Source organism: Nocardiopsis sp. NPDC055824 (genome assembly GCF_053616335.1).
Genome location: NZ_JBSHDN010000382.1, coordinates 1 through 2,323, shown reverse-complemented (window position 1 = coordinate 2,323; position 2,323 = coordinate 1). Strand labels below are relative to the sequence as shown.

2 protein-coding genes and 1 tRNA gene are annotated in these 2,323 nt (G+C 76.4%); 2 read left to right on the top strand and 1 reads right to left on the bottom strand.

What is annotated here, in order from left to right:
* Window positions 1-397 precede the first annotated feature (397 nt).
* Window positions 398-1,783: a CoA transferase gene (locus tag ACWGL3_RS32010; protein ID WP_267948640.1), complete on the top strand. Its 1,386-nt coding sequence runs from the start codon at window positions 398-400 to the stop codon at window positions 1,781-1,783.
* A 66-nt stretch (window positions 1,784-1,849) separates the two neighbouring features.
* On the opposite strand, the gene ACWGL3_RS32005 is transcribed toward ACWGL3_RS32010, so the two are convergent.
* A complete protein-coding gene (locus tag ACWGL3_RS32005; protein ID WP_267948641.1) occupies window positions 1,850-2,056 on the bottom strand; it encodes a hypothetical protein in 207 nt (68 codons plus the stop codon).
* A 182-nt stretch (window positions 2,057-2,238) separates the two neighbouring features.
* On the opposite strand from ACWGL3_RS32005, the gene ACWGL3_RS32000 reads away from it, so the two are divergent.
* A tRNA-Ala gene (locus ACWGL3_RS32000) sits at window positions 2,239-2,311 on the top strand.
* Window positions 2,312-2,323 lie beyond the last annotated feature (12 nt).

The following is a 2,323-nucleotide window of genomic DNA, read 5'->3' as shown; positions in this document are numbered from 1 at the left end:
GCCTTCGGCCTCCTCGCAGGGTCGTCTTCGTCATGTCTGGAGACCCCCCGATCCCCCCGAGGCACCCCCCCTGTGGTTGGGGCCGCGCTGATCGGCGGGGCGGCGGTGCCGGGCCTGTCGACGGGGATGCCCGGCCGCTTGGCGAAGGCGTTCCGCCCGGACGGCCCCGCGCCGCCCGATGCGCCCCCGGGGCGCTGGGCCGCCGACCGCGGGCCTCCCGTCGGCGCATGTGCTGTGGGCGACCCCGCATCCCGCGTTCGCCGCAGACGTTCCTGCTCGACGCACCTCGTCCCCCCACCGCGCATCCGGCCACGGTTCCGCCGACGTGGCGGGGCCCGGCACGGCCCCCGGAGCCCCTCCCGTACGGTGGTGAGCCTTCCGGAGAGAGGGGCGGTCGATGGACGGTGGACACGACGTCGCGGACGACGCCGCCCGGGCCATGGCGACGGACATCCTGGATTCGGGCCGGTGTCCCCCGCGCGCGGGACTGACGTTCACGGGAACGGGCGGACTCCCCTCGGTCTTTCCCGTCACGGAGTTCGCCGCCGCTTCCGTCGGCGCGGCCGGTGTCGCCGCCGCCGACCTGGCCTCGGCGGGCGACGGGCGCCGCCGGGACGTCCGCGTCGACCGGCGCCTGGCCTCGATGTGGTTCGCGTGGTCCCTCCGCCCCACGGGATGGCGGCCCCCCTCCCCGTGGGACGACGTCGCGGGCGACTACCGGACCTCCGACGGGTGGATCAGGCTCCACACCAACGCCGCCGCCCACCGTGCGGCGGCCCTGCGGGTCCTCGGCGTCCCCGGCGGGCGGGACCGGGTGCGGCGGGCCGTCGCCGAGTGGGACGGGGTCGAGCTGGAGTCCCGTCTCGTCGGGGCCGGGGGCTGTGCGGCCGTGATGCGATCGACGGCCGCGTGGGCCTCCGGTGAGCAGGGCCGGAGCGTGGCCTGCGAACCGCTCATCGCCTGGGAGGACGGCGACAGGTCCGAGACGGCGCCGGCCCTCGCGGGCGGGGCGCGCCCGCTGGAGGGAGTGCGCGTCCTCGACCTCACCCGGGTCCTGGCGGGCCCCGTGGCGACGAGGTTCCTGGCGCTGCTCGGGGCCGACGTCCTGCGCGTGGACCCGCCCTGGTGGGACGAGCCCGGACTGGTCCCCGAGGTCATGCTCGGCAAGAGGTCCGCCCGGCTCGACCTGCGCGAAGCGGGCCCGCGCGGGCGCCTGCTGGAACTGCTGGGGCGGTGCGACGTCCTCGTGCACGGCTACCGACCCGGCGCCCTCGACCGGTTGGGCCTCGGCGCGGACGTCCGTCGCGGGGTGCGCCCGGGACTGGTCGAGGTCGGCCTCGACGCCTACGGCTGGACCGGTCCCTGGAGGACGAGGCGCGGCTTCGACAGCCTGGTGCAGATGAGCACCGGCATCGCCGACGCCGCCATGCGCGAAGGAGGGCTGGACGCTCCGAAGCCGCTGCCGGTCCAGGCGCTGGACCACGGGACCGGGTGCCTGATGGCCTACGCCGCCCTGGAGGGGCTGAGGCGGCGGGTCGACACCGGTCAGGGCTCCCTCGCCCGGCTGTCCCTGGCTCGTACGGCCCTCCTCCTCGCCGGGCGCCGGGGTACGGGCGACCCCGGCCCGCTCGATCCGGAGGGCGACGGCGACCTCGCCCCGGGTGTCGAGGACACGTCGTGGGGGCCGGCCCGTCGGCTCCGAATGCCGCTGGAGGTGGAGGGCGTGGTCCTCGCGGCGCCGCGGCCGGCGGGGGCCCTGGGGGCGGGCGAGGCGCGGTGGTGACCGCCCCGCCCGCGGACGCGCCCCGCCCGACCGCCGTCCCGGGGCCGTCCGAGGCGGTCTCCGACATCAGGGAGATCGCGGAGTCCTGACCCGTTCGTCGACGAAGGCGAGGAGGTCCGGATCGTCGGAGACCAGGCGGTCCACCTCCTCGCCCCCGTCGCACCTGCACAGGGCCACCGTCACCCGCGAGGCGGAGCGGTCCACCACGCGCCACACGGCGCCGTGGTCCTCCCACCGGGTCAGGACCTCCACCGGGTTCCGTTCGTCGCTCATGGTGCCATGATGCCCGGAACGCGGAGTCCGCCCCTCCCGCACGCCCAGCTTCCCGGGGCGCTTCGGGCGGCCGGAGGCCGGGCGGGCTCCCGTGACGCGCCGTGTGGGCCGCCCGACACCCCGCATGTTCACCCCACCCTTCCGCGTCCGATAGAATCGAACCGTTGCCGCACGGCACACCAGGGGCTATGGCGCAGTTGGTAGCGCGCCTCCATGGCATGGAGGAGGTCTGGGGTTCGAATCCCCATAGCTCCACGCGACTCTGGG